Here is a 24587-nt window from a genome sequence, read left to right on the forward strand (position 1 = left end):
ATCTATTTCGCTTCGGTGTTAGTAGTCGCTGCTCGAACAATGATAGTGCAGCTTTAAAATTTCTGCGATTGCAAGCCAGAAAGGTCCACGCCATACTCCAGCTGAACAACACCCGTTGGTATGGCGCCGCCCTCGAAACTAGCAGGCGTTACACGGGGGAAGCATTCATCAACCGTATAAGATCGCACTTCTAGCAAGTTGTATGCCTCTTTTCGTACAGCGCATCCTGCTTCCATACCAAGCCGCTGTAAAGCGGCTTCTAGCATGGCGGCATCAATTCCGAGCGCAATTAGGCGATCACAGACAAGATCTATCGATAGGCCGGCTTCAACTGGCTCGAATCTGAAATGTATCAGTTCCAGCGGCTTGCCGGATGAAGCAGCCAACTGGAACTGACCAGAAATTTTGACTATGGCCCCGTAGCGGCTGATTGTTGACTTGATCTCATAGTCGGTAGTTGGGGTCTTGATGTCCACTACACCGCCGTAGGGGCCGCTCCACTCAAAGGAGTCTCCTCTGATGACCAGTATCTCCAATGCGAGCAACTCTGCGAGTACATCATAACCATGTTTGTCGATCAGTGCGTTCCCAAGTAGGTGGCGCCATCGCTCCCACCAAACAATTGGGTCAGCCAATAGTGCTGAGCGGGTATCGGTGCCAAGGTCGGTACTCACCATGTGCGCACAAATCAGTCCGAACTCGTTGCGAAGCCATTCCATGGACGATTCCAAGCGAAGAAAGCGCCTGTGCTCGCCTGAAACAATTCGTTCTACCGTTCTGAGTCTAGCGCCAGAAAATCCTTCTGAAATTTCCAGTGATTCAGAGCACTCAACTGCAACACCAAACCTATTGTCTTCTCGAAAAATCCACGCTGGGGCCTCTGAAGGCATCGTTTTGATGAGTAGCATTCGACCGCTTTGGTCAAGGTTGGCAAAGCCTTCCTGGATCTCTTTCAGCAGGTCAGTCATGGTCACCATCCGAACTCTTAGAAGCGCAGCCCACGTCTGAAAAAAGCTCGTCGACGTAGCCGAACAGGCCCCCTTTACATAACAGAGGCTCTTTCAAAACGATTTGCGCCGTATTGAGCTTCATGATTGCCCTGAACTGATCTTGGGAAGGGTTGCGCAGAAGACGCATCGCAAAAATCTCTCTTGTAAGGTCAATTCTGAAACCTCCCTTACCTGGGCGCTCGACCAGTTGCACGACCGTATCCGTAGTTACGCTCTCCAATATCTTACGAGTGCTCTTTTCCGAGCCTTGCCATGTTAGATATACCGTCCACCACACCGCACGCAACCAGATGCGGCTTCGCCCCTTCCAGAAGCGAACTGGTGGGGCGCTATCCCAGCGGCTTTTCACTAGGTCTGGAAATACCCTCAATGAAAGGAAGCGCCACCAGCCATCATCGGCTGCGGTTCGAAGGTCCATACCTGCCTCTTCCAGTATCTGGAACAACGCTAGTCCGACTTTCATGTCATAAGCGCCAGGGCCTGAGGAGTTTCCTCTAGCACTTGCATCATACGGCGATACCACAGCAAGCAGTTGCTGGCGTATTTTTTCGACTTCCGGATTGCACTTTTCTGGAGTGTACGAGCCCTGCTTCACCATTTCGTCGAAGTGGCGCTGCGATAATTTAAGATTCAGTGTCGGGAAGTTCATTTTTTGGCCTCCAGCTCCCGTACACGGTTGTCAAGCCAGCATTGGGTAGATTTGAAAAGTTCTGGAAGGGAGGCTGTGTTCAGGTGACCTAATTTTATGAATGCTCGCACCGCTTCCGCAATGCTTCCGATCCCGTCATCGGCTTCGGGGGCGTCCATATACGTATCGAACTCAACTCCCATGTCATCTTTGACATGAGCAACAACCAAGGCGAGCCAAGCTGCAAAAACCTGACGCATCAGTGGCGACTGCTCGATATTAAGAGCCCGGCGATCGCGTAACTGATCGAAATGAGGGTGGCTGCTGTTAAGTACCAAAGCGACATATTCACTGGTAAACGGCTCATCCTGCGGGTCGCTCCAGTGGGCCTTCAGCTCCCACAGTGGTTCCTCTTCACCCAAAGCTTCTTCGAGCACAGGGAAAAGGGAGCCGTCACCGTCAATGATGATTTCTATCGGCTGTGTCAAAGGTCCCAGTCGAGCTCCTGACTGATTTGCGTAGCCTGGGATGTAATCTGATGCGTGCCTGCCTACGAATGCTTGAACCGATATATGGCCACTGCCTCTGACAGTTCCTGATTTGAGTTCGAGCTCGAGAATTATATTTCTATCACTTGCATCGTGCTGCAGTCCATGTATCTCCCCAAGAGTTCTCCAGCTCGAGTCTGCAGATGCCCACTCCAATGCGAGCAAAACTTCAGTTTCCGCAGTTGCCACCCCCTCAGGACCGAATATGGCTTCCAGCAGAGCTGATCGTTCAATCACGCATTGAACCATTAGAGAATGTTCGGCCGGATTCCAATCACTATCCTTGCCGATGGCGTACTGATAGTGAGTCACGGAGGTAACACCAGGATCGAGATAGTCATCTGAGCTGAAGCTGAAATCCACTACCGAATCACTTACGTTGGGGAGGGGGGCATTCAGCATGCGATACAGGGGCAGTCGAGTGCTCATTCCACTCCCCCATTGGTATCCAGAATCCGAACTCCGACGACAGGTCGCAGGAGCTTGCCACCGGACTCGCTCACTTTGACTAAAACTTCTCCCTCAAGCACCAAATCAGAGGGAATGGGATTTGCGCCAGTAATGGTGAGTTTTACGCCGCTTCCATCAGCAGATTGTGAGCAATTTACAATGGCAGTGCTACTCGTGATGCGCGGTGATTCCAATCGAAATGGGAACGAGCTGAGCCCACTTTCAAACCATCCTTCACATGTGATTGGTCCGGACTCTGAGTCAACAGAAACTATAATTTCCCTCGGGGTATTTACTTGCACGATTCCCCACCTTAAGCACCACTTCATGGCGATGCTGGATGCTGCATGCTTGATTTCTCTTATTTCAAGCATCGGCGAAGTTACTTTTATTCCTTTGGAGCCGTGCGCAGTAGTAGCACGTGGCGTAGTTTTACCAAACCGACCATCACCACCAAAGCCTCGATTAGGTAGTACCAACTCGGCCAGTTTGCGGGACATCCGCATGGATGGTTTTACAGTCACGCTAGGCTGCGGTGGCACGCCGAACTCCTTCCAAGCTCGGCCGCACTGCGAGCGAATCTTTTCAACGATCCGCCCTCCATTTACGTCTACCCACGCAGCATGATCGGCACGCTCGCAACTTCGCAAATAACCTTCTAGGTTCTGTATGCTCGAGCGTAAACCCCGTGCTGCCGATGGCATAAGTTCCTGTTGCGAATCTGGCAGAAAGATGCCTACGGCGTATCGTCCGTCCACAAAACCAGCGAAACCACCGGCCCAGCCTCTTGAGTCAAGACTGTCATCCCAGCAGATATTCATTCCAGGTGAGCGCATGAAGGTCATGATCGGTCGATGGGGAGCGCCGCTGTCCTTCTTCGAGAATATACAAACTTCTGGGCTCGGGTTGTTGTGTGGTGCTTCCATTTGCAATTGGCGAGGAGTTAGCGCCACTGCAAGCAGTTGCCCCGCCTGACCACTGCCCACGAATTCGCCGCGCAATGAAATAGACCTATTCAGCACTTCGTTGAGCTTGACGCCTTGTGTCGTAAGGTAGTCGCTCGCTTCGGGCACCTCTCCTACCGCGCGGTCATACAAACACTGAGTTGCTCTGAAGATTGGCAACATGTCATCGCTAGTTACCTCTTTCCCGTTTACAGATGCTCTCAGATATCTACCGCTAGCGAAAAATGGGTTATCCAGCCGGGCGCTGAACCAGCGCTGAATCGCGACACTTACATAGTCCGCGTACGTATGAGTCCACCACGGCGCCGTCGCGCCTTCTTCTTCGAATACAGGCAGCAAGGTTTCCTTCAATAGCGGAATTATGATTGCCGTTCCGGTCTCCCTATCGGTGAATGGCTCGGCACCAAAGGCCATCAGAATATCTTTAATACGGCCAGGCTCGGTGATTGCTTGTAGAGCTTCTTCTGCTCCCCACCATGCGATGCCGGTTTGTGTCGTGAGTTGCAATCGGTCTTCACGGCTCTCATCTTCAACCAGTGAGGCCACCAGCCGCTCCTCATACCCTTCGGCATTCTTTATCCGGCTGTAATAGATAACCAAACCGGCGCCCATTCGGAAGTAACACGTCTTGCCTAACCCCCATGAACCACCAGCGCCGTCATCTGAGCGAGTTCTTCCGATTTCGAACACAAGCTTCAGAAAATTTCCATGCTGGCCGTTGTTTTCGACGCTGTCGAAGGTCATCGGCCCGGTCAGGCCTTCTGTATCAGAATCACGAATTTCAAGCAGTTTCGGTGTGCGCGGGTAGCGCTTGGCCAGCATCTGCAGATCTAAACCTTCACTAAAAGTGGTAGAAATTGCATCCAGAGAGTGCTCGCGGATATGGAAATCCACTGAAACTGGACGTCCCCGAAGTCCATTTCGGCCCGCATCAAGGGCGTTCTGAACGGATTCACGTACCAATAGGTCCAGCAATGGGGTTTCTTCGTTCTGCAGCGCGCGAAGCAAAAACGCCCCGGACTCTTGCATGGGTTGCAGTGGGAGGCAGTAGTATTTCATGTGTCAGATCGCGCCTACTTTCTCCTCGAGACTTTCTTCCGATCCCGAGAGAGGTTCAGGAATGTGCACAGTCACGTGAGTGACATAGCTCTTCTTCTTGCCTTGCGAGCCCGGTAGATAAAGACTGATGCCTACGATGTGGGCTTTGGCATTTAGTGATTCTCGCTCTCTACGCGGTGCAGGCTTCACCTTTGACGGATTGTCATATTTACTGGTTTTATCGATGAGGTAGATGAGTAGTTGAGGTGTATTTCCGACGCCACCTTTACTGCGTAACTCTGCTACTTTGAAGTTAGTGAAAATCGCCTTTGAAAGCTCATCGCCTTCAAGCTCTCGTACATCCGCCAGCAAATCCTTTGGATCGCGCAGCGCGCCAATGGATACACCATCATCCGAGCGTTTGTCAGCATACCGGCTACGGTTAATTCGACCAACAGCTTTGCCGGCGATCTCCCAACTATTTCCTTCCTTTGGAGAACTACCAGCAACGACAACGTTCCAGTTTGTGTAGCCGGCAGCATCAGCATGTTCGCCGAGCCATTCTAGAAAAGCTGTAATGTCGGAGAAGAACTGATTGCCAGGATGGAACGACAAACGTGCCAAATACTCAGCTATTTGGCTCACATCTACGTTGCGCCAGACGAGGCTATTGGCCCCCTTCAATTCAGACTTTTCGAGATGGGCACCTGCTGAATTCAGAAACTCCTCTGTGAGCTGTAAATTACCATTGAGTGCTTCTGCAGCATCATCGCCATCATGGAAGACCGTCGTCTGCCGATTAATACCTGAAAAGTCGAATGCAGCTTTGATCGCGCGCTGCATTCTGTTCGCTCCAGTTGGACGAATCCAAGCCAACCTTGCATGCACCCGGACACGCGGACCGAATTCATCAGGCCTTGAGCCGCCATGCATGAAGCGCTGCAGATCATCACGAAGCTCTTCTTCCGCAACTGTCATGAATTCGTATTTGGTTCTTGTGTCATCAGACATCCAGATCCTTGGCAACAATTCATAACCCTTGCGATATCCAAACCAACGCCCCATCTGCATGAGGGAGTCTGCCTGTGCCGAGCCACGCAGGAAGAAGGTACTAACTAGGTTCTCAATTGTCAGTCCGCGGGAAAGGGTTCCGCCGCCGATCACAATAAAAGCTGTGCAATAGTCAAGTTTTTGAGCGGCGTCAGGATAGAATAGGCGCCGGACTTCATTGTCATCGTTGACCCCATTGTTGGCGCAGTTGTCAACGCAAACATGGACCCCTCGGTGATACATAAGCCTGGAATCAGCGTCGAGTTGAATGGCTGTTACCGTGTTTAGAAGCATTCGTATTTCTGGGAAAATACTTTCAAACGCTGGCAGCTCTCGAAGTTCTGAGAGTCGTCCGTAGTCAGGGAAGCGTATAGAAAACTGGTTGACGTCTAGATCTTTCGAGACTTTTTCCCATACATGCCTAAAGAATTGATCCAGCTTAGTATCACTGTATTCTGACCATGCTTCGAGCGCAGTCTGTATTGCTTTGCTCATGTGATCATGGTGGGCCTGCCTTGCGCTTGTATGAATCAACATACTGACGGGTTTTGCAAGACCTGACAACCGCATCGCGGCCACGCAGCACAAGTACCAGATCAGACTTTCTCTCAGTGCTTGAGATAGGGTCAGGTCTTCGCCTTCATGAATGCTGCGAACCTTTTCCAAATCATCGTTAGTGATTTCACGAACGATTCCAAGCGGCTCTTTATTCTGGTCAGGGTATCCGAAGATCTGCACAGGTCCGAAATGTTCATCCGCTTGTGGCAAAGCAGCTATGAAGTCGGTGGGGTAGAGGGTATCACCAGGACCTTCGTTAAGGAAGTTGGCTGCGGGAGTAGCAGTAAACGCCACGTAGTTCACGCTTTGCAGCGGCAAACTGATCAATTGCAAGATGAGATCGTTGATAACCGTGCGTTCATCCCTGGAAACGTCATTCGCGTTAATCCCTGCCTGATCCGCCTCGTCATCTATTACCACGAGCCGCATTTGCGACATTCCCTGCGGATGTGCACTGATCCAATCTATGAGGTGCCTCAAGCGCGCGGGGTTCTTCAGGCAGACCACTAAATGACGGTCTCTCCGGCCGGCGTCGAACTGCATGTCCTGCGCACGAGCTCCATAAGGACTATTTCTAGACGGGTGTTCAATTGACTTCCAGCTGAGGTTGCCATCATGCTCGAAAAGATCGCCGACGAGTCGCTTGCCGGTTTGTACCCGCAGATTCTCCAGCGTGCCGGTGAGTACGACGAATAGGTTCCATCGATAGTCTGCGGCCATTGAAATTAGGCCGGCCATGTTGGCAGTTTTTCCGGACTGGACATGCCCTACCACCAAGCCTTTCACTGCGGCTCGATCTTTTGTGTTTTGGCGAAGGTGCTTGAGTACACGCAAAGCAGATTTCTGGATGTTATCGACCGAGGCTTCCTTCCAGCCTTGGTTGATCAGATGTTTCCTGTAGAGCTGCCAAGCACTCCGCCCCTCTTGTGGCACAGCTAAGCCAGGTTCGGCCTCTTCGGGCCCAACAATGATCAAGGGTCTCGCCGCGGCTACAGACTGCTGCTCTGCGTGTTCCTTGTGCCAGACGAGTTCCTTCCAACGTTTGAATCGCTCTTCCGGGCTATTTCCCAGCGAAGGCCAATCCTCCATTTCCTCCTGCATCAGGAACCAGTCATTGACCTTCTCGAGCGATTCCCCCAAGCGGCCGAGCGCGGCGATGTTGATCCAGCTCCTGCCCTTCAGGCGCCAGCCATCAATGAATGCGCGGCATTTGTCGTACGCTGGGTCAATACTGTAATCAGCCATGAGCATCCCTACTTTAGTCGGAGGACAGCCTGAATCAGGTACATTCACTTTGCATTCAGGTCAGAAAGTGGCATAGTGGCACAGCGCCGCATGCCTTGCAAAACCGCATTATCAATGCGGCCACTCAGTACCTTCCATGATTGCTTGAGCGCTCTTTTCCTCGCGAACCAATGCCACCTATTGAGTAGAGAGACTCCAAATCTGACCAAAAGCTGTGGGACCGGAGACCGACCTTGCGACGACGCTGTGCGTCAACTGTCTCGCTGTAACTACATCGTTAGCGGGTTATGACTCTTAATCGATGAATCGATGTATTGAGAGGAATGGTGTACGGGCGATGGGTATTTAAGTCTTGAGCGCATGCTGACTTGCAAATGTGGTTATTAAATTCCGTGCTTCAGGCAATAGGAGGCGCCGGGCCAGCCTTGAGGATACCAAGCCCAACCCGCCACCTCCAGCGCCACAGCGGCTCATCTAGCAACCCAACCCCCCGCAACTGCGTCTGCCCTGGTGCTTCTCCAGCTCCAGCACATTGCACCCCTCACACGCCGTCAACGCTTCGATTAGCGGCCTGATATGCGACACCACCGTAAGCGTCCGCCCAACTCACCTTGCGTAAGTCAGGCCGGCACCCACTGATGCGGCAGCAGTTACCCGACTTCACTCGCTCGCTGTGTCGGCAGTCGCATCAGGACATCTTTGAGATAGGCATACGGATCATGCCCATTGATGCGCGCCGATTGGATAAGGCTCATGATTGCAGCCGCCCGTTTACCGCTGCGTAGCGACCCGGCAAACAGCCAGTTCGAGCGCCCAAGTGCCATGGCCGTATCTGGTTCTCGACCTGATTGTTTTCGATAGGCACAGCTCCATCGTCTAGGTAGCGCGTCAGCGCTACCCAGCGTTTCAGGCTGTAGTCGAGGGCCTTGGCCGTAGCTGATCCGTTGGGCACCAGGTCGCGCTGAGCCAACATCCACTCATGCAGTGTTTTGCTGATTGGTACCGCCATTTCCTGACGGATTCTCCAGCGATGTTCATCACTCATGTCCCGTGCCTGGCGTTCGATCTCGTACAAGCCGCTGATCGAGTGCAACGCCTGTTCGACTAGCTGACTTTTGTTCGCGACATGCAGATCGAAATATTTGCAACGAGTGTAGGCCATGCAGCCGATTTCAGTGATGCCTTGCTCAAAACCAGCTTTGTAGCCAGTGAAGTCGTCGCAGACCAACTTGCCGCTCCAGTCGCCCAGGAAGTTACGCACATGTTCGCCGGCACGACTGGGGCTGAAGTCATACACAACTGCTTTCAGTGCCGAAAACGGCGTGCAGCTGTAGGCCCAGTGGGTTTTCTTCTCGCCCGGCGCAAGCATTTGCACCGGTGTTTCGTCAGCGTGAATCACGCCCTGCTTCAGCACCGCTTCACGCAGCGCATCGACCAGCGGCTGAAGCCGCACCCCGGTTTGTCCAACCCACTGGGCCAAGGTCGAGCGAGCAATTGCCAGTCCGGCGCGGCCAAAGATCTTCTCCTGCCGGTGCAGCGGCAAGTGATCGGCAAACTTGGCCACCATGACGTGGGCGAGCAAGCCTGCGGTTGGAATACCTTTGTCGATGACCTGGGCCGGAACCGGCGCCTGAATCAGGGTTTCGCACTGACGGCAGGCCCGTTTGCCACGTACATGTTGCTCGACGGTAAACACGCCCGGCGTGTAATCCAGTTTCTCGCTGACATCTTCGCCAATGCGCTAAAGCTGGCAGCCACAGGCGCACTGAGTGTTTTCGGATTTGTGACGAATCACGGTACGCGGAAACTGCGGCGGCAATGGTGCACGTTTGGGTGATTGCCGTGGCTCGGCCTGTGACGAAGCGGGAAGAAGCTGTTTTAGTTCTGCCTCGATAGCTTCAAGGTCTGTATCGAGCAGGTCATCCAGCAAGCTGCCTTGTGCCGGGCTGATTTGCTCGCTGCGCTTGGCAAACTTGTGGCGTTTGAGCAGGGCGATTTCGAACTGGAACTGTTCGGTGAGGATTTCATCGTTCTGGATCTTTCTGCTCATCGCCTCGACTTGGGACTGCAACTGCAACGCCTGTGCCGCCAAGGCACGAAGCTGTTCCGGCGTCATCTGGTCGAGGTTGGGCGAGAAAGTCATGCCGCCGATTGTGCCAGAGCAGGCACGAAACGACGACAAGCAGACCGGCCAAATGGCCGGCGTACAGCATGCAGATCACGCCGCCTGAGCCGACCCGCTGCCACGGCAGGCCCAGCACCAACGCGTGGAGTTGCTCGCTGTCGAGTTCGACCTCACAGCCATGGCGAATGCCGGGCCAGTGAAACCTGCCTTGATTCAGGCGCCGCGCGGCAAGCCAGACACCCACGCCATCGTGTACCAGCACTTTCATCTGGTTAGCCTGGCGATTGGCGAACAGATAAGCGCAGTGCGGCTTCGCTGCACCGAACACCGCGATCACTTGGGCCAATGCCGTTTCGGTACCGGCGCGCATGTCCATCGGCTTGGTGGCCAGCTAGATTGCATCGATGCGGGTCATCGAGCGACAGTCCGGATAAATTGCGTGCAGCCCTCGGGGTCTGAGGTAGGCCATTTCACTGTTATCACTTGGCCGGCCATGGGCAACTCGATGATCACTGACGCTTCGGCTGGCCGTTTAGGTGCGGCTTTTAGCGGGACGAATGCCGGTAGTGAAGTTGCTGCGGGCTGCTCTCGATACAGCGGCATCCATTTGCGGATGACGTTGGCATTGATGCCGTGGCTGATGGCGACACTGGACACCGTTGCGCCAGGTTGCAGGCATTCCTGAACGACCTAGGCTTTGAACGGTTTCGGATAAGAGCTTCGTTGGCGCATGTGAATCCTGGCGATAAGGGCGATCGCGTCCGCTTAAAAATGATCTGACCCCGAAATGTTGGACGCCTTCTATGCCCGCCGGGCTTGAGTCCTGTATTCCACAGGGCTCAGGCCACTCAGCTTTAGCCTGATTCTCGAATTATTGTAGTAGTGTATGTAGCTTGCTATCCCGGCTTCAAGCTCTTCTAGGTTATTGAATTTGTTCAGATAGAAGAACTCAGATTTCAAGGTGCCAAAAAAACTTTCCATCGCCGCATTGTCATAGCAATTGCCTTTGCGAGACATGCTTTGCTTCACCGCATGCTCGTTCAGTACACGTCGGTAGATTGGCATGCGGTATTGCCATCCCTGGTCTGAATGTAGGATCGGCTTATCACGAGGCTTTAGTCGCTCAAAAGCCTGCCGCAGCATTGTGCCGACCATGTCGAAAAGTGGTCGCCTGGCAGTCTTGAAGGCGATTATTTCGCCGTTGTAGAGGTCGAGTATCGGCGAGAGGTAAAGCTTGTGCTGGCCAACTCGAAACTCTGTCACATCAGTTACCCATTTCTGATTTGGCCGTTTTGCCACGAATTTCCTCTTCAGTAGGTTGGGCGCTATCTGACCTTCCTCTCCTCTGTAAGCGCGGTATTTTTTGATGCGCACACAGCTTTTCAATTCAAGCTCGCCCATGAGGCGCTGGACAGTCTTGTGGTTCACCAGGTGGCCGCCCCGCCTAACGGCAGCAGTGATACGGCGATACCCGTACCGCCCCTTGTGCTCTTCGAAAATCGAGCGAATACAGCTTTTTAGCATCGCGTACTTATCACCCGCTTGTCGCACCTTTTGTTGATAATAAAATGTGCTGCGGGCGAGGCATGCCAGTTTCAGAAGGCCGTCTAGATGATATTTCTGCCTCAGCTCCATCACGATTTGCGCTTTTTCGGCTGCGCAGATCGTTCCTTTACTTGAACCAAGGCTTCTAGCTTTTTTAAATAATCTATTTCCATCCGCAGCTGCTGCACTTCGACCAGCAAATCATCGCGGGTGCGATCTTCGTCGTCCGTAGAGGCGAGCTGAGAAGGCTGGGGGATTTTCGCCATTTTGCTATGAAGTCCACTTCCTGGATGCCGGGATAATGCATCTAAACCGCCCTCATCATAGCGACGTTCCCACTGGCCAATGATGTCGAATTTTCGAATGTCAAATAGTGCGGCCGTTTGACGATAAGACAGCTCTTCATCACGCATGCGCTGCAATACGCTTAGCTTGAACTCGGGGCTGTAGTGTTTCTTTTTCTTGCGTTTCAGCCCCACCTCACCAAGCGCCTGGTACGCCGCGATCCACTTTCGAAGGGACGAGACATCAACTCCATGTCGGTGCGCGACCTCTCTGTGGCCTGCGCTACCCGAGCAGTAGTCTTTCACCGCTGAGAGCTTCACCAGCTCTGTGTATTTTTCCATGCCTTCCCCCTGTGATGATGTCCAAGGTCTGGGGGTCAGATCAAAAATACGCGGACACCATCGCCCGTAAAGCTGGAGTTCGGAAGGTGAGTTCGCCGGACGCTTACGGTGATTTACTACAAAGGCCGTATCAAGGACAAAGCCTTCACGTCCGCGCGCCTAAGCGACGCGCCGCATTATTTTGGCAAGGCGCGCATCGGCAAGGTCTACCCGGACTCAAAGAGTGATAAGGGTGATCTGTACGCGTTCATCGAGAGCTTTACGCCGTTTGAAAACGCTGTCCTTTCCAAAAACGACGGGGTGTACCTGGAGACTATTCCCGCTACTCGCGCGAAAAATTACTGGCGTGACGGGGTTCGGCCCGTCTCCCAAGCCGATTACGATGCCATCTTGAGCTATGCGAAATTTTCGCCTTTGCAGGATGAAGCGGTCGTGTCGAACACGGAAGAAGATGCTTACATCTTCGAGTCGTTCAGTGAGGGTAGCAAGACAAGCTACTTCGGCACCCGCTACGAGCGCCGGAAAGACCTCAGGATAAAGGCCATTGCCTTCCACGGGCTTGACTGCAAGGCCTGTGGATTTGATTTCGAACATGCTTACGGTGAGCATGCGAAGGCTTCATCCACGTTCACCACGTATTGCCGATTTCGGAATATGGTGGGGAGCAGACCGTAAACCCTGAGACAGATCTGGTGACGTTGTGCGCCAACTGTCATGCAGTGGTGCACCGCAAGCGAGACATGACTCTGAGCGTTGAGGAGTTGAAAGGTATGCTACGAGGGCGATGGGTCAACGATTCGGTGTAGAAACGAAAGCGGAAAACGACTGAGCCGACAGCCCTAAGTCAGACTTTGCAAATCTCTTGCAGTCTGCTTTTCTGGCTAGGCCATACAGCCGGATCGCCTCCGAGACCTGGATCTGATTTTTGGTCTCGAAGACATCCGTGGTGCAATTGGTGAGTCAGCGCATCATTCCCAGCTCGGCATCATCCATAAGCGCTTTCGCCATGGCGCAGAGGTAGTGAGATGCCCAGATCAGCTGCGGTTTATCGTCCATCAAACCGTCCAAGGTCATATCCCGTGCATAGCCAATCAGCTCCGAGGCCTGTTCACGGGCACTTTGGCAAGGAATGCCGGCTGCTATGCGGAAGAGGGGATGGGTTTGGTTTGCACCTTGGTAGAACGTGGTTTTGCCGACGGTGAATTTGGTTTCTTCTGTAGACATTATTCAATCTCCCCGAAATCTCTAACGCCTGAGCTGGCCTTATCGTCAGCAATCCCCACAGCTGCTCACAAGCGCCCAAGCCTGTGACATAGGTCAGTTCACTGTCGGGGCCTGGCTTGCCGGTAATGGGCCATGCCCAGGCGACACAATCAATAAGGCCTCAGTGCGAAGTCCTGGGCTCGGTGGGCGCCTGAAGCTGCACCAGCGCGGACTCAAGCAAAGCGCGCAGCGTCTCCAGTTCATGCATCGAGGTCATCATCAGAATCGACACAGGCGACTTGGGCTGCAGCAATATGGCCTGATGCACAACGGTCGCCGCGCACAGTGCGTATTCCGATGCCTGGATCAAGGTGTCTTCAAGGCAGAGAGTTTTGTGAGGTGGATCAGGGACTATCTTCAGCATGCTCACGCTCCAACAATGGTTGAGCTGCACACCGATTAGCCGTCAAGCAGGAAGGGTGGCAGCTGTACGTAGGTTGACGGACCGAGATTGTTGGCACTCGGCGCACACAATGTGCCCGTACGTACAGCCGCCATAAGCGTATGCACACGAACAACAATCAGCGGCCCGTCAAGGTCGGTCGCTGAATTGGCAGCGACGGATCGAGACTAGGTCCCACGATTTGCGTGTGCAACGAAAATCAGGCGCAGGGAGTATCTTTGGGAAATGCCCTACAAGGAAGTTCTTTTTTCTGATTCTTTCCCGGCGTTTGCCATCGAATTCTGCTGCGTTCGCTACTGGGCTACCGCTTCAAACCTCTCAAAAAGCGAACCACCCACTCATCCCTGTATCCAGTCATGTCCCGATGATGTCAAACGGTCACCATGGACTTACGCCCCCCAGCCCCCGAAACTGTCCCTCACGCACCCAGACCAAGGCAGGTCATGACCAACCTCAAACGCACCACCTCCCTCCTGCTGTTGCTGGCCACAGCCTCACTCACGGCGTGCCTCCCCTGGAAACGCGAACGCGCCGCCTACGCGGACCTCTGCCAATCCGAATTCCAGTTCAAAGTCCCAGGCCCGCAGGGCCAAACCACTCTCTACCTGGAAACCTACCTCTACGATCACGCCGCCCTATGGGGCGAAAAGCGCTACGAGCAAGGCCTGCACGTGCAGTACCCGGGCGAGCAGTACCCGCGGCCGGAATTCTTCGTGCAGATGATCGCCTACAACAAGGACCGCCAGCGCCCGTCGACCGACTCCAAAAGGGGCCAGCCGCCGATCCCGGTGCTGTACGACAGCCGCCAGGCCTACATTACCTTCGAAGACGGCTCGCGCCTGAATGCGCGGCCCGAGGTGTACGTGGGCCTCAACGATATCTACGACTATCCGACTGTGACCGAGCGGGCTGCCAGGCCATCGCCGTACGACATCAACAGCGATGAAGTGCACCGGATGATTCCCAAACTCACCAACAACAAGCGCTATGGCTCGGCGTATGTGATCTTCCAGACGGACAAGCTGAACGCCGACGCCAAGTGGACCATTCACCTGGGTAGCCTGCAGGTGCAGGGGCGCGAGGTGGCGATTCCGCCGCTGCGGTTGTGTTATCACCCGGTGAAGAAATGGATCGGTATCGAGCCGCTGATGCGGCCCTGATACCAAGGTTTGAAGGGGGTAAGTGCTTTTCTAGTTTTGCTGCGGAAGGCCAGCCCACCCGTCCCGCATGCCTGCAAACACGTTCAAGCTTGGGCATACCAGGCGCACCATGCGGTCTGCCTTGCGGCGGAATTTGAGGTTTTCGTCCTCCGTCCACACGTAGGCTTTGAGCCAGATCGTCACGGAACCGACCTGAAACCGCAGGGCGCTCTCTTCATCCAGGATCTTCAGCGCTCGCTTGATCTTTTCGTCGCGCTCGAAAACGGTGGCTACCAGCCCGACGCGATAATCCAGGCCGCTATCCTGTTGCTGTTTCACCGCGCGGAAGTCGGCATCGGAGAAACGATAGTAGCCCCCTCGCTCCAGCTCCAGTTCGGTCTTGATCTCATCATCCTGATAGCTATACGGATGGCTGTGGTAATCGCCGAGGAACGTGACCTCGGGGAAGAACGTATCGATGAAGCTTTGTTTGATTTCCTGCGGGGCAGCACCGTAGGAAATCGACCCTTTGTCTCGGGTGACAGCGGTGCACGTGTCTGCCCAAACCACGCGATACAGGGTTTGTCCGCCAATGGTGGTTTGAGCGTAACCCCACAGGTGGCCGAACGTTTCCACCCGCGCTGAGAAATCACCGTTTTCGAGTTGGTGCTCGACCTTGTAGGCTTCCAGCGCCGAGGTGACGATGCTGAAGAATGCCTGTTCGGATATCGATACTACTGAGTTGACCATGGGTTGCCTGGGGTTAGTCGATCGGTTGTAGGGGCGCCGTTCGGCGTGGCTTTACGGTAGGGTTCGCCATCAACCGTGCTGTTGGCCGCGACGGTTTGTAGGTCCGGCAGATTGCGCAGGAGGATCTGGTCGATCAGGAAGCGGCGTGCTGCACGTGATTTGGCACTGACGCTGCTCGGGTGCTGTATGCGGTAGCACTGCACCGAGTCATGCAGGCGGAAGCGCCACAGTTGGTTAACCGGTATGCCGTGCATACGGTAATCACCAAGCTTGCTGCAAACACTGTGCTCACCCTTGTGCGGAAAGAACTGCTGCCTTATGCGGGCACTGCTCGCGCCGTTGGCAAACACGATGATGTCAGGGCGAAGAATGTCGATTTGCGCCTCGAGCAGGCGCTTGGATACCTGCATGAGCTGCGTGAAATACCGCCAACGCATGGGGGAGCCTCGCTGCCATGCGAAGCTGAAGAGGTTGGCCCAGGCGATACCCAGGGTTTGATCAGCCTGGCGTATTTCGCGGAGAAAGTTGAAGAAGCTGGCTCCGCGGTCGGTTTTGCAGTGTAGATACTTTGCAAAATGGCTTTGCTGTTTTGCCATGGCGCGCTGGATGTACTCGTCCAGGTCTGCAAAGCGGCGCGTTTCGCGGCCCACGACCATGATGCGGTTCGTGGCCTGCTCGAATTCCGGTGAGGTACCAGGCAGGAACAAGCCTGAAAGGTGCTTGAAATCCGCTTCTTGATCGCGGCTGCGGTCCAGCCAATGCAGCGGGAGGTCTGATAATGCTTGGCGGAACGCTTCCGTCAATTGCTGATGTTTGCTTTCCATCGCTTGCTTTCCAAGGCCGCATCAATGCGGGGATTCTGTGGTACGGAAGGTTTGCAAATTGGTGGGGTAGTGTCAAATTGATGTCACGCATCGCGCGCCCGGCAGCGCATCAGCGGTTGAGGGTAGGGCGGTTCATTGGCGGGCGCCTGAGAGGTGAGCGGCGATGAAGGGGGAGTTGGCCTTCTCATTCGGGCGATTCACGGCATGTGATCATGCTGATCGCAAATTCGGGTAAACGCGCTTCAAGCCATGTTGGGCTCGGGCAAATCTCGTCAGTTCACTGCCGCTGTGAACGTTGAAACCAGCTGACTGCGATCTGCACGGCGGCTGCCACCAGGCAAAGCAGCCCGATCTGCCAGCCGCCCTGCAGCCCCAAATAATCGCCTATCGTTCCGACGATCAGGACGGTGAAGAAGATGGTGAAAGGCAGAATCATTTTGTTTATCGGGGCTTTCAGCAGGCTGCATGGGCATAGGTAAAGCGCAGCGTACTCGGCAGAAATGAGCGCGGATCATAGCAAGCCCGGTTCCGCGTAAGGCGTCGCGTGCATGGCTTCATCACTAGTATCAAAGTGATATCACTTTGGATATAGTTGCGCCCGGCCGATGACCGGCCTTGCCAATGATGGCGCAGTGGAGCACTCCTGATGATGGTTCGGAAGTTGATTGGGGCAGCAGTAGTCGTAGCAATGCTGGGTACTCAGGGTTGCGCGAGCATCGTTGGAGAGTCGCGATACCCGGTCGCGGTATCCAGTGCGCCGATGGGGGCGTCATTTGAAATCACCGACAAGAACGGCACCGTCGTACACACGGGCAATACCCCAAGTACCGTTACCCTGAAGTCGGGCAAAGGCTATTTCTCGGGGCAGACCTATGCGCTGCGGTTCAAGAAAGAAGGCTATCCGGACAAGACCGTGGAACTGGATTCGAGCCTCAGCGGTTGGTACTGGGGCAACATCCTGGTCGGGGGAATCATCGGCCTGCTGATCGTCGATCCTCTCACCGGCGCCATGTACAAACTGCCGGAATTCGCCTCTGCAGATATGGGCAAGCCGTTGGCTGACATTGGCGAGCAGCCCCTGAAAGTTGGCGTAATCGACGATTTGACTGCTGCTCAGCGCGAGCGTCTTGTTCCGGTTAACTGATCAACTGCAGCTACAGCCCGTCTCCCAGCCCTCCGGGCTGCGCTGTCGCGCAGGGAACTCTGCCCGCAAGCCCGCCGCATCAGGTGTGGGAGCCTGGCTTGCCGGCGATGGGCTGCGCAGCGGCCCCAAGGTCTCAATTCAGTCACAATCCGCCAGAATGGTGTCGCCTGCATTGGGGCTGCTTCTCAGCCCATCGCCGGCAAGCCGGGCTCCCACAGTGACCGCGTCAAATCATGGAGATACGATTGGTCCATGAGATCGGTCTTAGCCGCGAACACCGGGGCAGCCGGTGCCATGCTCCGCGGTGGCTGCTTCGCGGGTGAACCCGCTCCCACATTGAATGCGGCGGGGCTGCGTTGCACCTTGTGACCCAGCTCTTTCGGGCTGCGCTGTCGCGCAGGGAACTCTGCCCGTAAGCCCGCCGCGTTAGGTGTGGGAGCCTGGCTTGCCGGCGATGGGCTGCGCAGCGGCCCCAAGGTCACGTCTGCGAATAAGGCTGTTCACTGCAACCGATTTCAGTGATGCCCTGCTCAAAACCAGCGCTGTAGCCCTTGGGGTAGAACGGCTCGATCAAGCCCAGCAGTCCACTCCAGGGTACAACCTGATTCATTTCGGCGTAAACGCGCTCGCGGCGTATCTGTGGGGCGGGTGCCGGATTCATTCTGGTTTGAATCCCGACTTGCCGTTGGCTGCACGCCACTCTTTGATTATGCGTAGAATTTCTTCAGGCGTGTCAAGGCCGTCTGCTTCAGGCCAATAAATCAGGTCTGAGCCGTTGGGGTGTTCGCTCAAAACCTTGAATGCCATGATTTGTGCATCAAGTTCTTGATCGCTCATATTGTCTGGTGGGTTGATTATTGCTTTGATAAGGTTCAAGAAGTCAGGTTCTGTATATTCGGAGATCGTGGCTTTTTGAGTCATTCGGAGGCCCCATAGTGAATGTCGTGATGCGCCGCTGGCGTAACTACCCTTAAGTTGTCTACGTCGTAGACAGCTCCGTTCTCGGAAATTGGAATCACGTGGTGGAGCATGAAGGTTGCGTGACCTTTGTGGTGATCTTTGTCGCGTGCTCTGGGCGCGCGCCCGTTGGCGATAAGACTTTGGTTTGCATCATTGAACTGGCTAGAAAGCTCTGGGGTATCGGATATCGCCTTCCAGAATGCGGTTCTGAACGCATCGAAATCTCGAAACTCTCTTCCCCTCAGCGCATTTGCAATTTGCGTCGGGATTTTTGCTCCGGTCTCCCTGGTTATGTCTCCAAGCCAGATACCATCGATTTGCGCCCCTGAGCCCATGGCAGTGCCCGGCTCATATCTCGGGCTCCTGAACACCACCAGAATAGGCGGTAATCCAGAGTCTATGGGGAAGGTGATGATCAGCCGTTCCTGGTCCAGCAGGTCAAGCGCGGGATAGCCCTCCTGCTCGATGATGACAGGGTTCAGGCTGCTGCCGGTGTACACGACGGCACCTAGCGGGACTTGCGGCAGGCTGGTGGAGCTTCCCTCTTCACCGCCCGGCGCGCTAACGGGGGTCCAGGTCAAAATTCGCTGCGGATTATCCAGTGTCAGACTGTACACCTGCCGTTCACTGTCGAACGTTGCTGCGCGTACCGCCACTGGCTTGCCGCCCGGCACCACATAGAGATCCAGCTCGTTTTCGTTCTCAACCCCCGCCAGAAGGTAGAGCAGGTCGATGCTGGTCGAGGATGCCGCCAAGGCAGCAAGGTCAGGTCCACCGGCAGGGCTGAGGCTACCTAGGGGTGTGCTGATGAGGTAGTGGCGTTCACTGTTGCCCAGCGCTGACGGCCACGCCATCGCAAGCGTGCCGACTGTAAGCGAGGGGATAGCCGTAGCAACAAGGCGGGCTATTGCGGCCCCGATCGCTTCTCCCAAGGCTGAGTAAGCTGCTTCGGCCACCGCAAAAGTGCTAGCACCAATGGGGATTACGGCTGGCGTTGATCCCGCTAAACGCACGCCATTGATATAAGAGATGCTGCGTCGCTGGGCTTCTTGCCTTTGCCGTTCGGCTTCCGCAGCCAAGCGCTCGGCTTCGGCTTGTTGGCGTGCAGCTTCTTCCTGAGCAGCGAGTTGACTCAGGAGGTTTTCCACTTCAGTCGCGCGCTGCATCAGATTCTGCGTGGCACCTGCATATACACCCAGAAATCTGATCGATTCGGTTAGCGCCAGTGCCCGGTGATATTCCTGCCAGCGGGGGCCGGCCCGGCGCAAGCGTTGCTCATCTACAAGATGCAAAAGCCCTTCAAGTTGCGGTTTCGACAGGGGGCTGTTGATGCGTGGATTTCGATCATGATACTGCGGTATTTGCGATTGCTTGGCCTGTAGCAAGGCCGCAGCGGTTGCCAAGTAGGCGCTGAAGGTTTGAACAAGCGTGAGCGCGTCGTCAATGACGGTTTGACCCAGCTCATGCTGAAGCACGTTGGGTAAACAATCGAAATGTATTTGCCGCTCTGTTTGAATCTGCGCCGTTCTGCGCGCAATCATTTGCGGCAAATCCGCAGGAAGGCTGAGCTCTTCCTGGTCTACTTGGCTTGCCAGTGCATGAAGTACGTCCGCCAATGCTTGGTGCTTCTGAGCTTCCAGGTGTAAACGGTACGAACCCTCCCAGGATTTCTGCAGTCTTGTGGCCCATTCCACCCCCAATTCCTGGCCCGTTGTCGCTGCGAAGAATCCCGGGTCCAGAAACCGGCTCATCATTGAGTCGCCGCGCTTGTAGAATGCGGGTACGCCAAAGTAGTTATTGGCTTCCGGTAAAATTTGCAAATAGCCATCACGAATCTGGCTGATGCGTAACGACAGTATCTGTTGCTCTGTTACGAGTGTGGATACGGCGCCGTTTGTACTGCTTGCCTCGGCTTTGATCTGAGCTTTCAGTGCATTTATGGTTTCAGGAAGCTGGCTTGTTTCAGCAGCGTACTTATCTGAATAGTCCTTTTCGATGATCTGAAATTCTTCTGTCAGCACCCGGCGCGTGGAAATGACCCGAGCAATGTCGTTTTTGGTTGGACTGGTGCCACGTGGATAACCATCGCTTAGCCCCCAGCCACCTGCGCCCGGCCCACCCCCACCGCCACCAATAAAACTCAGTTCAATACCTGTTGGTGCTTGCGCACTGATGTACAGCGCCTCATTGAGATAATACGTATTGTCGCGTGCCATGTAGGTTCTCCTGGTGGCTACATGGGCTAGCTTTACGTACATCGAATTTGCAGTATGTCAGCTGCAGCCTGTCAATCGGTAGGAAGCTTCGGTGAGCGACCAGACGGTGTCTGATCAGCATTTCAAGTTTGAATGAAATCGGATCTCAGGCCAGCGCCTGTGTTGGAGGGGATGCTGCAGCGGCGGTTTAGGGTTCGAAGCGGGCGAAGCGATTGATGGACCCGGCTGTGCCGGTGTTCGCGGGCGTGCCCGCTCCCACAAAGATTGTGCAGGCTTTCAGATTTCGAGCAAGGCTGCTGCGTGCCCATCAGACCAAGTTCAACGTGAAATCAGTGAGTTAACGCCCCCGATCAAAGCCATCCCTGCAGAAAATGTTATGGTAGGTCCCTCGGCGAGGTGATTTTTTCGCCGCACCGCCATTCTCCCCGTGTAATCCCCCAGGTGTTTGCCCGTCCATGCGTACGGCTGCCGACATCTGATCCCGCAGCGTTTCCAATCAGCGAGCGCTCACCCGTTCCCCGTGTGCTTCAAGCCACATCGAAGTAGGAGTAGACCATGCCTGTCAAACCGTCTGACGAGGATCAGCCGAACACAATACAGCCCAATGGCCCGATGCCGAACGCTGAAAATGAACCGCTACGCGCCGCCCTGGAGCGCAAGCGCTTCGGTGGTCTGGACCGCCGCCATGAGCGTCATGAAGACGATGCGCCCGTGTCGCGAAGTGACCTCAGCAAAGGCCCGCAAGAGCTCATCGAAGACTACCAGTCGCATATCAACTGGTCGGTAGTGATCATTTCGTCAGTGGTGATTCTGGCGTTCTCGATTTGCACGATACTCAGCCCCGCTGAAGCGCGCACGACCATGAAGCTGATTGTGGACTGGATCGCGATCAACCTCGGCTGGTATTACGTGCTGACCATGACGCTGGTGATCGCCTTTGTGCTGTGGGTGGCGTTTTCCAAGGAAGGTGACGTGCGCATCGGGCCTGATCACTCGCGGCCGCAATACAAGCTGGTGACCTGGGTCGCCATGTTGTTCGCGGCAGGCGTGGGTATCGACATGCTCTTCTACTCGGTCACCGGGCCGGTCGTGCAGTACCTCACACCGCCCGCTGGCCAAGGCGGCACGCCGGCGGCCATGCAGGATGCCGTGGTCTGGACAATGTTCCACTACGGCATCGCTGGCTGGGCGATGTATGCATTGCTGGGCATGGCCATGGGCTATTTTGCTTACCGCTGGGGCATGCCGCTGTCGATTCGAGCGGCGCTGTATCCCTTGCTGGGCAAGCGCGTGCGGGGCCCGCTTGGGGATGGTATCAGCATCATTGCGTTGATCGGCACGGTGTTCGGTGTCGCCACCTCGATGGGCATCGGCGTGGTGTTGCTGAACGTCGGCTTCTCGCTCATCTTCGGCCTGCCAGAGGGGCTTGGGCTGCAGATCGCATTGGTCGGCGGTGCGGTGCTGCTGACCATCGCCGCGACCACCTCCGGTGTCGACCGGGGTATCCGCTGGATCGCCGAGCTGAATCTGTGGAGCGCGGTGGCGATGATGCTCTACATCCTGTTCAGCGGGCAGACGGCGTTTCTATTGAATGCGCTGGTGGAAAACATCGGCCGCTTCATCGTCACATTCCCCGCACGCACCTTGCAAACCTTTGCTTACCAGCCTGGCACCACCGACTGGATGGGCTCATGGACATTGTTCTTCTGGGCGTTCTGGCTGGCTTGGGGGCCGTTCGTGGGGGTATTCCTGGCCCGTATCTCCCGTGGCCGCACCCTGCGCGAATTCGTTATCGCTGCCATCACAGCGCCGGTGCTGTGTGACTTCATCATCGTCTCGCTGTTTGGTAATTCCGCGTTGTTTCAAGTGATGCAGGGCAACACCGAATTCGCCGAACTGGCAATGCAAAGCCCGGAGCGAGGCTGGTACGCGCTGCTCGGCATGTTCCCTGGCGCGATGTTCCTGATCGGCCTGGCGACGCTGTCCGGGCTGCTGTTCTACCTGACCAGCGCCAACTCGGGCGCGATGGTGATGTCGAACTTTTCTACGTCGATCCCGGACCCTTCGCATGACGGGCCGAGCTGGCTGCGCATCTTCTGGGCGATCATGACTGCGGTACTCACCGTGGCGATGCTGATTGCGGGAGGGGTGACCACCATGGAATACGCCACCCTGATCTTCGCCTTGCCGGTCACGGTCATTGCCTACCTGGTCATGGCCTCGTTCTACAAGGTGTTGCGCATGGAACGTGCCGAGCGCGAAGGGCAGGTGCTGCGACGGCCATCGATGGCCCCGATCGGTGGCCACGTGCCAGAGCGTTCATGGAAGCAGCGGCTGGAGCAGATGCGTGCGTTTCCGTCGCAGCGCCAGGTCAGCCAGTTTCTGCAGCGCACTGTCCGGCCTGCACTGGATGAAGTCGCCGCCGAATTCGGTAACCAGGACTACCAGGTCGAGCGTGAAAACATCAGCAATGCCTACGGCATCGAAGAGCCGATACTGCGGCTGCCGATGGACACGTTCCGCGACTTCCTCTACCACGTTGCCATGGTAGAGGCACCGGTGCCGATGTTCGGCGGCCGCATGTCGCGGGAGACCGACGTGTACTACCGCCTGGAGGTTTACACCCAGACCGGCTCGGGTGGCTATGACCTGATGGGTTTGACCAGGCAGCAGATCATCGACGACGTGCTGGAACGGTATGAAACGCACCTTGCGTTCCTGACCCTGTCTGCCCAGACGGATACGGCATCGGTCATTACACCGCCCGGTGTCACTTGATCAGCGACAGATACCCGGCCACATCGCGTTTCTGCAGCAGCATCCTGAGTTGGCGCCGCCCCCAATGCATCCCCGCGGCCTTGTACCTGAGCAGCGCAACAACCAGCGACAAGGCAAAGATCTGTGGCACATAGGTGATCAACCATTGCGTCGTCCTGCCCAGGGCACCGGTCAGGCGAATGTCAGGCATCAGTTCGGTAAACCTGAGCACTACATAGCCTGACGGATGCAGGGCCATGAACAGATTCAGCAGCAGGATGCCGGGCACGGCCAGCACAATGGCGCGTAGCAGATGGCCCTCGGTCCAGCGCCAGACCTTGGGTGCCAGCAGGGGCAGGACCATTCGGTTGAAGACCAGGGCAACCAGCCCCCAGCAGGCCAGCGGCCAGTAATCCCCGCGTTGTGCCACGCTGTTAATCAGCGATTGCAGCGGCAACATGAACGCCGCCACTACCGAGTCGGGGTTGTGCGCCAGCGCAAACAGCCCGATGTAACCCTCGTTCCCGGCCATGGCACTGGGTGTGTTGCGGTGCAGCAAGCTCATTGCCCCATACAGCACGGTCATCACTGCGCTTAACGAGAACGCCAGCCCCAGCACGGCGCTCAAGCGGAACTTCAGGCTGGTGGAGATGATGTGGTAAAGCGAGCGATTACGGGCATCCATGAAAGCAGTCGCGTCGGCCGCGCTGATGATGCCGTTACGCACGGGTGAGGTTTTCTCGACGTCGGTCTCGCGCTCCATTTCCTTTATCAGCAAGCGCGCGATCTTGCTGTTCGATGCCTGGTTGACCTGCCAGATGTTGGTGTATTGCTGCACACCGTCGACGGCTTTCTTGAAGCCGCCGCTGAGCACGCCATCAAGGAACACGGTGTGCAGGTTGGGGCCGATGAACCGGCAGGTGCCGCTTGCCTGTTGATAGGTCACTTGCGCCTGTGCCGCGACCGCGTGACCGCTGGCGGTAAACACGTTTGGCTGGTCGGCGGTGGTCTGGTAGCGATCCACGGCAAATACCTGGTGGCGGTGCGGGGTGTTCATCACTTCCCGCAGGGCTGGCAGCAACCAGTCTGCACTCATCGCACCCCATTGGAAGTTCACGGAGGTGTCTGCGAAGACGTCCAGATGGTATTCGCAGATCAGTTGGCAAGCGCCTTTGCACGTGGCGCAGGTGACCTTGCCCGCTCGGCACGACCTGCAGGTGATGTTCCCTGAGCTGTGGCAGATGTGGCAGGGGATCGTTCCCGAATCATTGCACCTGTTGCAAGGCATGCCGGGCCTGCGGTTGCCGTTGCAAACGTTACAAGGCAGGCGTAATGAGCGGTAG

Annotated in this window: 19 protein-coding genes and 4 pseudogenes; 4 read left to right on the plus strand and 19 right to left on the minus strand. The window is 55.6% G+C overall.

What is annotated here, in order from left to right; genetic code table 11:
* Window positions 1-53: 53 nt before the first annotated feature.
* The 10 genes and pseudogenes from AC5O5R_RS10685 to AC5O5R_RS10730 form a co-directional block, all read right to left on the minus strand.
* The gene (locus AC5O5R_RS10685; protein WP_494515328.1) at window positions 54-968 is read right to left on the minus strand and encodes a PD-(D/E)XK motif protein; all 915 of its coding nucleotides are present in this window, start codon (window positions 966-968) and stop codon (window positions 54-56) included.
* Window positions 961-1659, minus strand: coding sequence for a DUF6339 family protein (locus tag AC5O5R_RS10690; RefSeq protein WP_494515329.1), 699 nt, complete (start codon window positions 1657-1659; stop codon window positions 961-963). Before AC5O5R_RS10690 ends, AC5O5R_RS10685 begins: the two co-directional genes overlap by 8 nt.
* Window positions 1656-2615, minus strand: a complete 960-nt coding sequence (locus AC5O5R_RS10695) for a hypothetical protein (protein ID WP_494515330.1) — start codon at window positions 2613-2615, stop codon at window positions 1656-1658. Before AC5O5R_RS10695 ends, AC5O5R_RS10690 begins: the two co-directional genes overlap by 4 nt.
* Window positions 2612-4660, minus strand: coding sequence for a hypothetical protein (locus tag AC5O5R_RS10700; protein ID WP_494515331.1), 2049 nt, complete (start codon window positions 4658-4660; stop codon window positions 2612-2614). The genes AC5O5R_RS10695 and AC5O5R_RS10700 overlap by 4 nt, the downstream gene beginning before the upstream one ends.
* Before the next feature lie 3 nt (window positions 4661-4663).
* Window positions 4664-7492, minus strand: coding sequence for a Z1 domain-containing protein (locus AC5O5R_RS10705; RefSeq protein WP_494515332.1), 2829 nt, complete (start codon window positions 7490-7492; stop codon window positions 4664-4666).
* 397 nt (window positions 7493-7889) lie between these two features.
* Window positions 7890-8080 (minus strand): annotated as a pseudogene (locus tag AC5O5R_RS10710) (hypothetical protein); the annotation flags it as partial.
* Window positions 8081-8142: 62 nt separating this feature from the next.
* Window positions 8143-9635, minus strand: a pseudogene (gene tnpC / locus AC5O5R_RS10715) (IS66 family transposase).
* On the minus strand, window positions 9517-10008 hold the full coding sequence (gene tnpB / locus AC5O5R_RS10720) for an IS66 family insertion sequence element accessory protein TnpB (RefSeq protein WP_494515465.1): 492 nt from the start codon (window positions 10006-10008) through the stop codon (window positions 9517-9519). Before tnpB ends, tnpC begins: the two are co-directional and overlap by 119 nt.
* A 20-nt stretch (window positions 10009-10028) precedes the next feature.
* Window positions 10029-10295, minus strand: a pseudogene (locus AC5O5R_RS10725) (transposase); the annotation flags it as partial.
* A 123-nt stretch (window positions 10296-10418) separates the two neighbouring features.
* Window positions 10419-11788, minus strand: a protein-coding gene (locus AC5O5R_RS10730) for an IS3 family transposase (RefSeq protein WP_494515250.1) whose coding sequence is annotated in 2 segments (ribosomal slippage) — window positions 10419-11297 and window positions 11300-11788 — 1368 coding nt in all. Because the reading frame shifts where the segments join, the coding sequence is not laid out codon by codon here.
* A 108-nt stretch (window positions 11789-11896) separates the two neighbouring features.
* Between AC5O5R_RS10730 and AC5O5R_RS10735 the strand changes: the two are divergent.
* Window positions 11897-12594, plus strand: a pseudogene (locus AC5O5R_RS10735) (HNH endonuclease); the annotation flags it as partial.
* A gap of 154 nt (window positions 12595-12748) precedes the next feature.
* On the opposite strand, the gene AC5O5R_RS10740 reads toward AC5O5R_RS10735, so the two are convergent.
* On the minus strand, window positions 12749-13012 hold the full coding sequence (locus AC5O5R_RS10740; RefSeq protein ID WP_494515333.1) for a DUF3077 domain-containing protein: 264 nt from the start codon (window positions 13010-13012) through the stop codon (window positions 12749-12751).
* Window positions 13013-13172: 160 nt separating this feature from the next.
* Complete coding sequence (locus AC5O5R_RS10745) at window positions 13173-13415, minus strand: hypothetical protein (protein WP_494515334.1); 243 nt, start codon at window positions 13413-13415, stop codon at window positions 13173-13175.
* Between the two features lie 482 nt (window positions 13416-13897).
* Here AC5O5R_RS10745 and AC5O5R_RS10750 point away from each other — a divergent pair, with 482 nt between their 5' ends.
* Window positions 13898-14614, plus strand: coding sequence for a hypothetical protein (locus tag AC5O5R_RS10750; protein WP_494515335.1), 717 nt, complete (start codon window positions 13898-13900; stop codon window positions 14612-14614).
* A 30-nt stretch (window positions 14615-14644) separates the two neighbouring features.
* On the opposite strand, the gene AC5O5R_RS10755 is transcribed toward AC5O5R_RS10750, so the two are convergent.
* The 3 genes from AC5O5R_RS10755 to AC5O5R_RS10765 form a co-directional block, all read right to left on the minus strand.
* The gene (locus AC5O5R_RS10755) at window positions 14645-15343 is read right to left on the minus strand and encodes a hypothetical protein (protein WP_172286268.1); all 699 of its coding nucleotides are present in this window, start codon (window positions 15341-15343) and stop codon (window positions 14645-14647) included.
* Window positions 15328-16167 carry a hypothetical protein gene (locus AC5O5R_RS10760; protein WP_494515336.1) on the minus strand — a complete coding sequence of 280 codons (840 nt, stop codon included), beginning with the start codon at window positions 16165-16167 and terminating at the stop codon, window positions 15328-15330. Before AC5O5R_RS10760 ends, AC5O5R_RS10755 begins: the two co-directional genes overlap by 16 nt.
* 277 nt (window positions 16168-16444) lie before the next feature.
* Window positions 16445-16603: a hypothetical protein gene (locus AC5O5R_RS10765; RefSeq protein ID WP_494515337.1), complete on the minus strand. Its 159-nt coding sequence runs from the start codon at window positions 16601-16603 to the stop codon at window positions 16445-16447.
* Window positions 16604-16813: 210 nt separating this feature from the next.
* On the opposite strand from AC5O5R_RS10765, the gene AC5O5R_RS10770 reads away from it, so the two are divergent.
* Window positions 16814-17311: a hypothetical protein gene (locus AC5O5R_RS10770; RefSeq protein WP_494515338.1), complete on the plus strand. Its 498-nt coding sequence runs from the start codon at window positions 16814-16816 to the stop codon at window positions 17309-17311.
* Between the two features lie 478 nt (window positions 17312-17789).
* Here AC5O5R_RS10770 and AC5O5R_RS10775 read toward each other — a convergent pair whose 3' ends face one another.
* Genes AC5O5R_RS10775 through AC5O5R_RS10785 form a run of 3 tightly spaced genes read right to left on the minus strand, consistent with a single transcriptional unit; the run spans window position 17790 to window position 20487 of the window.
* Window positions 17790-17972, minus strand: coding sequence for a hypothetical protein (locus AC5O5R_RS10775; protein ID WP_494515486.1), 183 nt, complete (start codon window positions 17970-17972; stop codon window positions 17790-17792).
* Window positions 17969-18232, minus strand: coding sequence for a bacteriocin immunity protein (locus AC5O5R_RS10780; protein ID WP_494515339.1), 264 nt, complete (start codon window positions 18230-18232; stop codon window positions 17969-17971). The genes AC5O5R_RS10775 and AC5O5R_RS10780 overlap by 4 nt, the downstream gene beginning before the upstream one ends.
* Complete coding sequence (locus tag AC5O5R_RS10785) at window positions 18229-20487, minus strand: pyocin-S2/colicin E7-DNase domain-containing protein (RefSeq protein WP_494515340.1); 2259 nt, start codon at window positions 20485-20487, stop codon at window positions 18229-18231. The genes AC5O5R_RS10780 and AC5O5R_RS10785 overlap by 4 nt, the downstream gene beginning before the upstream one ends.
* 555 nt (window positions 20488-21042) lie before the next feature.
* Here AC5O5R_RS10785 and betT point away from each other — a divergent pair.
* Window positions 21043-23265, plus strand: a complete 2223-nt coding sequence (betT, locus tag AC5O5R_RS10790) for a choline BCCT transporter BetT (protein WP_172286277.1) — start codon at window positions 21043-21045, stop codon at window positions 23263-23265.
* On the opposite strand, the gene AC5O5R_RS10795 is transcribed toward betT, so the two are convergent.
* On the minus strand, window positions 23258-24340 hold the full coding sequence (locus tag AC5O5R_RS10795) for a hypothetical protein (protein ID WP_172286278.1): 1083 nt from the start codon (window positions 24338-24340) through the stop codon (window positions 23258-23260). The genes betT and AC5O5R_RS10795 overlap by 8 nt on opposite strands.
* Window positions 24341-24587 lie beyond the last annotated feature (247 nt).

Source organism: Pseudomonas sp. 8_5_2 (genome assembly GCF_059295255.1).

Coding starts and splice junctions, on each gene's coding strand:
- AC5O5R_RS10700 (WP_494515331.1), bottom strand. CDS start 4,660: ATGAAATACTACTGCCTCCCACTGCAACCCATGCAAGAGTCCGGGGCG.
- AC5O5R_RS10755 (WP_172286268.1), bottom strand. CDS start 15,343: ATGGTCAACTCAGTAGTATCGATATCCGAACAGGCATTCTTCAGCATC.
- AC5O5R_RS10750 (WP_494515335.1), top strand. CDS start 13,898: ATGACCAACCTCAAACGCACCACCTCCCTCCTGCTGTTGCTGGCCACA.
- AC5O5R_RS10785 (WP_494515340.1), bottom strand. CDS start 20,487: ATGGCACGCGACAATACGTATTATCTCAATGAGGCGCTGTACATCAGT.
- AC5O5R_RS10780 (WP_494515339.1), bottom strand. CDS start 18,232: ATGACTCAAAAAGCCACGATCTCCGAATATACAGAACCTGACTTCTTG.
- AC5O5R_RS10770 (WP_494515338.1), top strand. CDS start 16,814: ATGATGGTTCGGAAGTTGATTGGGGCAGCAGTAGTCGTAGCAATGCTG.
- AC5O5R_RS10685 (WP_494515328.1), bottom strand. CDS start 968: ATGACTGACCTGCTGAAAGAGATCCAGGAAGGCTTTGCCAACCTTGAC.
- AC5O5R_RS10775 (WP_494515486.1), bottom strand. CDS start 17,972: ATGAATCCGGCACCCGCCCCACAGATACGCCGCGAGCGCGTTTACGCC.
- AC5O5R_RS10695 (WP_494515330.1), bottom strand. CDS start 2,615: ATGAGCACTCGACTGCCCCTGTATCGCATGCTGAATGCCCCCCTCCCC.
- AC5O5R_RS10745 (WP_494515334.1), bottom strand. CDS start 13,415: ATGCTGAAGATAGTCCCTGATCCACCTCACAAAACTCTCTGCCTTGAA.
- AC5O5R_RS10795 (WP_172286278.1), bottom strand. CDS start 24,340: ATGAGTGCAGACTGGTTGCTGCCAGCCCTGCGGGAAGTGATGAACACC.
- AC5O5R_RS10765 (WP_494515337.1), bottom strand. CDS start 16,603: ATGATTCTGCCTTTCACCATCTTCTTCACCGTCCTGATCGTCGGAACG.
- AC5O5R_RS10740 (WP_494515333.1), bottom strand. CDS start 13,012: ATGTCTACAGAAGAAACCAAATTCACCGTCGGCAAAACCACGTTCTAC.
- AC5O5R_RS10760 (WP_494515336.1), bottom strand. CDS start 16,167: ATGGAAAGCAAACATCAGCAATTGACGGAAGCGTTCCGCCAAGCATTA.
- AC5O5R_RS10690 (WP_494515329.1), bottom strand. CDS start 1,659: ATGAACTTCCCGACACTGAATCTTAAATTATCGCAGCGCCACTTCGAC.
- AC5O5R_RS10705 (WP_494515332.1), bottom strand. CDS start 7,492: ATGGCTGATTACAGTATTGACCCAGCGTACGACAAATGCCGCGCATTC.
- betT (WP_172286277.1), top strand. CDS start 21,043: ATGCCTGTCAAACCGTCTGACGAGGATCAGCCGAACACAATACAGCCC.